The following is a 7,126-nucleotide window of genomic DNA, read 5'->3' as shown; positions in this document are numbered from 1 at the left end:
AATGTTATGAAAACATAAAACAAAGGTACTGATATTTTTGGTGGAAACTTAGAAAACATGATGTTCCTTTATATGATTAACACATTGCTAAGGAGCAATTGACTATTGGGTAAACTTGCGCGAAGCGCCACGCCAGCTGTTTATTGTCTCTGTTCACTGAGATGCCTGTCTTGTATAGTCGTTGTTTTGTATTATTCAGCGGTCTTAAAGGCCTAGCTTACTGCTTTTGAACGAAGGAACACCGAGTTCATTTTCAGTTCGTTTGCGGATATTGACCAATGGCCTATGAGTTTGCTGTCGATTTAAAGAATTAGACGTAACAGAAAACCTATAAAGTTGACGAAATAGGCCTTCGAGTTCCTTGATTTCTAATTCAGTTACATTGTCCCAAACTTCATAATATGAAAAGTGTGTCCATGATTCCGATTTGCCGCGTGTATGCTGCTGAATACGACTTCTGATACGACCATTCTGTTCTTTTCCTGACATACCTATGTAGACAAGATCGAGAATATTGTCATCTAGCTGATAAAGTGCATAAATACCTCTTAGATATTTAGGTATCAGACTAACCTCGTCTATTGTTCTATATTCAAGTGCTGACTTTATAAATCTCATGTCACTTTTCATTAAATCTCCGATGAATCATTCTAGGCAACATAACAGCTTACTAATGGGCGTATAAATGCTTGGCGACGAGGGAGCGCAAGCCAACCGCTTGCGTCCTTTTGAGTAACTTGTTAGGGCTACCCCAGTTGAACACTTGTGATTTCCAGATTATCAATATCTTTGTCAACCGCTGTTTGAGATTGTTGTTTTTTAAGAATTGTTTGAGCATCTGTCTCAGAGAGGCTTACATGTGGAGGATGAGTATGCTTAATTTGAAAAACATATTTTAAATACAAAGCAAAAAATGCGAGTGAAATCACTAATGTGATTGCGCCTACAATTGAGGAACTTATTGAAACTTTGCCTGCAGTTTCAATTTCAATGTTTGTGCTTAGCGAAGACATATCTCCAAGAGTAATTGCGTATTGAAGTTGAAGAAAAGAAAAAACAAGCCCTGATACCACTAAAGCTAGAACAACAAAGGTAATAATCCAATTGGCTAATATTTGCTGACCAAAAACTTTTTTGGGGTAATCAAAACGCCATTTTAAATGTTCAATATAAGACTTTTCGAGTTGCTTCCATTCGGGTGTTTTTAATTCTTCTTCTTTTTTTGCTTCTCTTAAATTCGACCATTCTTTGATCAGACGGGCAAGTGAAGCAGCAGATGCTGCAGTAGCTGATTCTATAACTATACTCATTTACTATCCTTGGAGCACTAACAGTTTACTTGTCCCCAAACCGTCTTGCTCTACCACACTAATTCGGGAAACTTGTCCTTGTATTTACAACTACATTAACCCACAACAGACAGAAAAATAAAGAAAAACCTTGATTTCGTTTTACGCTCATAAATTAAAAACAACAAAACAGAGTTCAAACGCTACAGCTTAATTCCACCAAAAGAATAAACAATCCTGTCTTGTTTAGTCATCGCATGCTTTTTTTTCAGCTTAACTTATGGAGTTTAAAGTGCCTGTCTTCTTTAGTTAGTTTTGCGGGATATTAATCTCTGCGGTCATGTAGTCCACATTGTTTCCTGATAGGAATACTCTATTATCTTTGACTTCACACTCCACGCTGCCCGACCGCTTAGACAGCTGTCGAGCACTAAGCTTGTTGCGACCGAGACGGCTAGCCCAGTATGGCGCAAGTTCACAATGGGCAGACCCTGTGACCGGATCTTCGTTCACTCTAAGCTTAGGAAAGAAACAGCGGCTGACAAAATCGACCTCTTGTCCCAGGGCAGTTACAACCACACCCCGTAATCCAAGCTCTTTGAGCTTTTCAAAATCCGGCTTTAGTGATTTTATTTCTTCTTCAGAATCAAAAACAACGAGATAGTCGAACCCGGATAGTACTTCCTTCGGGGCTTTGCCAAGCGCATTCACTAGCGCTGAAGGTGCTTTAGTGTTGACAAGCGATGCAGCCGGAAAATCCATACAAAAACCGGTGCCACTTCGCGTGACAGTAAGTGGCCCACTGCGGGTATGGAAAACTACTTCCTGTTTGGTGTAGTGTAGATGAGTGTAGAGTACATGAGCCGCAGCAAGTGTCGCATGCCCACAAAGATCAACTTCATCTGCTGGTGTAAACCACCTCAATTCATAGGCGTTCCCCATCGGAACGAAAAAAGCGGTTTCAGAGAGGTTATTTTCTTCAGAAATGGCCTGCAACAAACTATCATCAAGCCAAGTTTCTAGTGGACATACCGCAGCCGGATTACCTTCAAAAACATGGTTTGCAAAAGCATCAACCTGAAACATCTTAAGCTTCATCTATCTTCCTTTTGTATGCTGAAAACCCAACGCTAAGCAGTTACGGCTATTCGAGTGCTGGTACGTATCGCTAGGCCTCTTTTCGTCTTTTAATTGAAAACAAGCCGAACCAAAATGCCCCTTCTAGAACGAGCCCCAGAATAATGAACAGGAATACACCTGACTGAATTCCCATACTGTAAGATGTTATAGCTGCAACTAGAAGAGCCAGAGCAATAAGAATTCGATAAATACCTTTCATTTAAACGCTCCTTTTAAATGCTTAATAAAAAGGCACAAAGATGCCTGTCTCGTTTAATCTAGTTTAATAAACTTCTAAGCTTAGAGCTTTAACCAATTTGTAACATGGTGTCTCTAAGGAGAATAAACGAGACAGGCATAACTAGAATAAACAAGTCAGGCATAACTAGAAAAATCCCAAACTGTCCCCTCGTACACTTTCCTTAATCTAAATCCCTCTTCAAACTAGTAAAAGAGTTAATCAGAGCCAGACAGACACAATGCCTAAAGCCCGTAAGTCACAAATTAGTTTATCGGATACGCCCTATTATCACTGTATTTCGCGCTGTGTTCGTCGTGCTTTCTTGTGTGGCGAGGAAAACGGTAAAAGCTTCGAACATCGTCGCCAATGGGTAGAAGACCGTATTCACGTTTTAAGTGAAGTGTTCGCCATTGATGTATGTGCTTATGCGGTAATGAGTAATCATACGCACCTGGTATTACACGTAAACAAAGAGAAAGCATACGCACTGGGTACAGAAGACGTGATTCAACGTTGGCATAAACTGTACAAAGGCACATTACTCTCGCAGCGCTACATGTCACCAGATTCACGTAAAGATTTACATGAAGTTCAAATTAAAGCGCTGGAGTTAACGGCTGAAGTATGGCGTAAAAGGCTATTTGATATCAGCTGGTTTATGCGTGCACTGAATGAATACATTGCCAGGGCGGCTAATAAAGAAGACGACTGCACAGGGCATTTTTGGGAAGGACGGTTTAAATCTCAAGCACTATTGGATGAGTCAGCCCTTGCCGCTTGTATGGCATATGTTGATTAAAACCCAGTACGAGCAAAGATGGCAAAAACACCTGAAACATCAGACCATACCAGTATAAAATACCGAATTAACGCAGTTAGAGTCGGCAAAACACCTAAACGACTTATGCCTTTTGCAGGCAACCCAAGACAAGAGATGCCACACGGTTTACCTTTTACTCTTCCAGACTACTTACAGCTTGTAGATATATCCAGCCGATATATTCACCCAAACAAGCGTGGCAAGGTTGAGCATAACCTACCCTTCATTTTAGAGCGCCTCAATATTGAACAAGAACATTGGATAACATTAACCACGCAATTTGAAACCTGCTTTAAGCACGCCGCCGGCAAAGTAATTCACCTAGAGCAATACGCGCAGAATCAACATCAGCAAAGAGTTCAAGGCCGACAAAGTGCAATGCGATTACTCGGTTAACTTTGCAGTTTAATAGAGAGTAACACAGGCACTTATGTATACATCTCTACATAACAATTCCGGGTTTGTTAAGAACCTATTTTTTGCAATGCGCATCCCTATGCGTATACTTAATATGTGTGACAATTTGGAGTGATAGCATGCAAAATTTATATGACATCCATGCCCCAAAAAAAGCGACTAATTTAAACGTAAACAGCGATTTATTACAAAAAGCTAGAGACTTAAAAGTTAACCTGTCTGCAACCTTGGAACAGGCACTTAAAGACAAGTTGAAAAGTGTTGAAGAAGAAAGGTGGAAAAAAGAAAACAAAGCTGCCATAGCTGCGTATAACGAGTTTGTTGCTGAGAACGGCTGTATAGGTGATGAGTATAGAAACTTCTAATGGCACAGTTTGATGTTTACAGAAACCCAAGCTCAAAAACAAATAAAGCTTATCCTTTTCTTGTAGATGTTCAGACCAATTAGCAACAAGGCTAGTTGTACCGCTGACAAAGAACAAGACTAGAAATAGTCTTTACATGAAAAACCTAACGCCGGAGATAGAATTCGAAGGCGAGACATATCTATTCCTGACTCAACAACTGAGTTCCATACCCGAAGGTGTGCTCAAGGACTGCATCGGGTCTTTAGCGCAATCCCGCGAATTGTTAATAGATGCAATAGACTTTGCTATTACTGGAATATAGCCTTTCTATAAGAGACTCTGACAGGTGGGCATGACGAAGTAATGTACCTAGAGAAGTGAACAAATGAGCCTGTCTTGTTTAGTATCGATTCGTATTGATACTAAACAAGATGCCTGTCTTATTTAGTCTTATTTAGTCTTAACGTAACTAGATGCTTGCTGTATGGGATTCATATTTAGTGCCTAACTTTAAAATTGAGGGCGCCGACACGTGTGCAATAGACACAAACATGCCGACACAAACATGCCTGTCTTGTTTAGTCTTTCAAAAAGGGGCAATAACGCGTGGGCCATAATACGGAACGAAGTGACGGGAGCCCACGTGTTATAGTGCAAAAGTGACTGTCTTATTTAGTCAAGTCCTCTCCCAAAAATGCCTGTCTTTTTTAGTATAAACATGCCTGACTTGTTTAGTGTTATTCACGAAGAGATATTTCACTCCTGTTGTTCTCCATAATTTTGAGGAACAGTTTTCTTGCTAGAGCTGATGGGTCATTTAAGCAATTTGAAGGATATTTATTCCAGATCTTGTTCAGTAACCAACTTGGTAACTCTGTACCTTCTCCGTCCCACTCTTCCGTTAACCACCTTGCCAATATTCTCTCATGAGGTGCCATGAGGTTCTGATATTTGGTTAAAACAATTAGGTGATGATTTTTTTTCATAGAAAAACATAACGCCGCATTCAGCGGCTTGTCCGCTGCCGCTAATATGCCTGTCTCGTTTAGTCCAAAAGTCACTACACAAACATGCCTGTCTTGTTTAGTCATTACTACGAAAGATGCCTGTCTCATTTATTTAACATCTGACTGTTCCATAGTGACTAATTCCTAAATGTCTAACGACATATGTTGTTTAAAAAGGGGCAAAGCGAAACGAGCCCATGGATTTTTGTCGCTGGCGATTGTTAGTATTCTTCGTAAAGATGCCTGTCTTATTTTTAATTAGTCTTATTTTTAATTAGATGCTTGCTGTATGGGATTCATATTTAGTGCCTAACTTTAAAATAAGGGCGCGCGGACACCTGTGCAATAGACACAAACGTGCCTGTCTTGTTTAGTAGAGTTAAATGTACAACCTGTTATTTTTCAGAATTTCTCGTAACTGTGCTTGGTCTTGAAGTACCGTTTTATATATCCATTTGTAGAAATATTTTCCATTGGTTGCTATGACTTCTTCTGCTTTTTCTTTACCCAAGATGTGCGTTAAAGCATCTAACTCCATTAAGCAAACAGCAAGATGCAGATAGGTAGAAAATTCGCTTCTAGCGCCGGCAGGAAAGCCAACCGGAACAGACGTGTATATCTTTCGTAATTCGGCAACAGTATTATCAACCTCTTCCTTTCTCGCATCTTCGAACCAGTGAATTTGTTCGTGTAGAAGTTGAGACAAGCCAGCGTGGTCATTATTTGGCATAGAAGCTTTAAGCGTTAAAACCGGATGGCTGAAGGGACTCCTTGCTGACTCATCTATAATAATTTTATCAGTGAACCACCATTTCTTAAGATCATGCTGTTCAATGAGTCTAAAAATTTGTTCGCGTTTCAACTCTTCTTTCTCAGTGCCATTGGCAAGAGAAACGTCAACCTCGGCAGCAGCAACCTGCGATATGAAAAAAGTTAATAAACCTACTTTTATAAGTTTCATTTCGACCTCCTTGTCCTTGCAATTACCTATTTAAATGTGCACAACCATGCCTGTCTTGTTTAGTACAATATTTCATTTGTGTCAACGAAGAGCTTAGCGCTCGAAGAGCAGAGTTTAAACATTATTACCGCTAGAGGTGCAATATAGAAAAGTAAGCCAAATATACTAGCGGGAACAGATATGAATTCTGATGTGGCAGAGGTATATATCAGAAATACAATAGTTAAAGCAGTGAGAAGCTTTAAAGCTAACAGTGCGCGTGCTGATTTTTTAAGGAAGAATATGCTGGCTACGACTAAGCAAATAGACAATGCAACCTGCACCAAAGCACCTGTAGGGTTGCCGGCACCATTATGAGTAGCAGCTAGTACATAGCCGAGCCCAGTCAACGCAGCAAAGCTACCAAACGTAATATAAATCCAAGCGATTACCTTAAAACTGCGAAAAATAGCTCATCTCCAACTTTGAAATATAACACCCCGCTTAGGGGCAAAATTAGTGGGCTATAATATCGAGCGAAGCGAGGACAGCCCACGTGTTTTTGTCCCAGCAAGCTCCGCTTGCGTCTACAGCGGTTTGTTATAAGCCCTGCCAATACAACCTTGTACAGAGTTTAAGGTTTTTAACTTACCCACTCTACTGACTACCATCGGAGCCCGCATTACTGCTGTCTTGTGCACCACCACCAAACTCAGAAAATTGTTTTACAGGCTGGTCTTGGCTTTTGTTAAATAGCCATAAACCGATAGCGGCAAAGTACGGAATTAACCAAACCAAAAGGATTTGAAAAAACTTTTGAACATTATCTAAGTCATCTCTTTTTACTAGAAAAACAGAAACAGCAAGGTTTAAAACCAAGTAGATAGCAAAAGCAATATAAACAATTAAAAGAGAGTCCATCTCACAATATCCTTTGGCTTATAAC

Annotated in this window: 8 protein-coding genes and 1 pseudogene; 3 read left to right on the top strand and 6 right to left on the bottom strand. The window is 40.1% G+C overall.

Annotated features, from left to right (window positions below):
* Positions 1-204: 204 nt before the first annotated feature.
* From V7R55_RS19245 to V7R55_RS19235, 3 genes are all read right to left on the bottom strand, one after another.
* The gene (locus V7R55_RS19245) at positions 205-630 is read right to left on the bottom strand and encodes a GIY-YIG nuclease family protein (protein WP_334060968.1); all 426 of its coding nucleotides are present in this window, start codon (positions 628-630) and stop codon (positions 205-207) included.
* Between the two features lie 116 nt (positions 631-746).
* The gene (locus V7R55_RS19240; RefSeq protein WP_334060966.1) at positions 747-1,310 is read right to left on the bottom strand and encodes a hypothetical protein; all 564 of its coding nucleotides are present in this window, start codon (positions 1,308-1,310) and stop codon (positions 747-749) included.
* Between the two features lie 288 nt (positions 1,311-1,598).
* The gene (locus tag V7R55_RS19235; protein WP_334060964.1) at positions 1,599-2,387 is read right to left on the bottom strand and encodes a PhzF family phenazine biosynthesis protein; all 789 of its coding nucleotides are present in this window, start codon (positions 2,385-2,387) and stop codon (positions 1,599-1,601) included.
* 500 nt (positions 2,388-2,887) lie between these two features.
* Here V7R55_RS19235 and V7R55_RS19230 point away from each other — a divergent pair.
* The 3 genes and pseudogenes from V7R55_RS19230 (at position 2,888) to V7R55_RS19220 (ending at position 4,555) form a co-directional block, all read left to right on the top strand.
* A pseudogene (locus tag V7R55_RS19230) lies at positions 2,888-3,865 on the top strand (transposase).
* A gap of 140 nt (positions 3,866-4,005) precedes the next feature.
* Positions 4,006-4,251 (top strand): type II toxin-antitoxin system CcdA family antitoxin, encoded by a 246-nt coding sequence (locus V7R55_RS19225; RefSeq protein WP_334060963.1) that lies wholly within the window; start codon positions 4,006-4,008, stop codon positions 4,249-4,251.
* 103 nt (positions 4,252-4,354) lie between these two features.
* Positions 4,355-4,555 carry a CcdB family protein gene (locus tag V7R55_RS19220; protein ID WP_334060970.1) on the top strand — a complete coding sequence of 67 codons (201 nt, stop codon included), beginning with the start codon at positions 4,355-4,357 and terminating at the stop codon, positions 4,553-4,555.
* A 415-nt stretch (positions 4,556-4,970) separates the two neighbouring features.
* Here V7R55_RS19220 and V7R55_RS19215 read toward each other — a convergent pair whose 3' ends face one another.
* The 3 genes from V7R55_RS19215 to V7R55_RS19205 form a co-directional block, all read right to left on the bottom strand.
* Positions 4,971-5,324, bottom strand: coding sequence for a hypothetical protein (locus V7R55_RS19215; RefSeq protein ID WP_334060962.1), 354 nt, complete (start codon positions 5,322-5,324; stop codon positions 4,971-4,973).
* A 295-nt stretch (positions 5,325-5,619) separates the two neighbouring features.
* Positions 5,620-6,201: a hypothetical protein gene (locus V7R55_RS19210; protein ID WP_334060960.1), complete on the bottom strand. Its 582-nt coding sequence runs from the start codon at positions 6,199-6,201 to the stop codon at positions 5,620-5,622.
* Between the two features lie 636 nt (positions 6,202-6,837).
* Positions 6,838-7,101: a hypothetical protein gene (locus V7R55_RS19205; RefSeq protein WP_334060958.1), complete on the bottom strand. Its 264-nt coding sequence runs from the start codon at positions 7,099-7,101 to the stop codon at positions 6,838-6,840.
* Between the last annotated feature and the right edge of the window lie 25 nt (positions 7,102-7,126).

Origin of the sequence: Alteromonas sp. S005, from assembly GCF_036864475.1 — a bacterium.
In the GTDB taxonomy this organism is placed as follows: domain Bacteria; phylum Pseudomonadota; class Gammaproteobacteria; order Enterobacterales; family Alteromonadaceae; genus Alteromonas.
The sequence above is the reverse complement of the archived record's forward strand: the minus strand, read 5'-3'. Positions and strand labels throughout refer to the sequence as shown.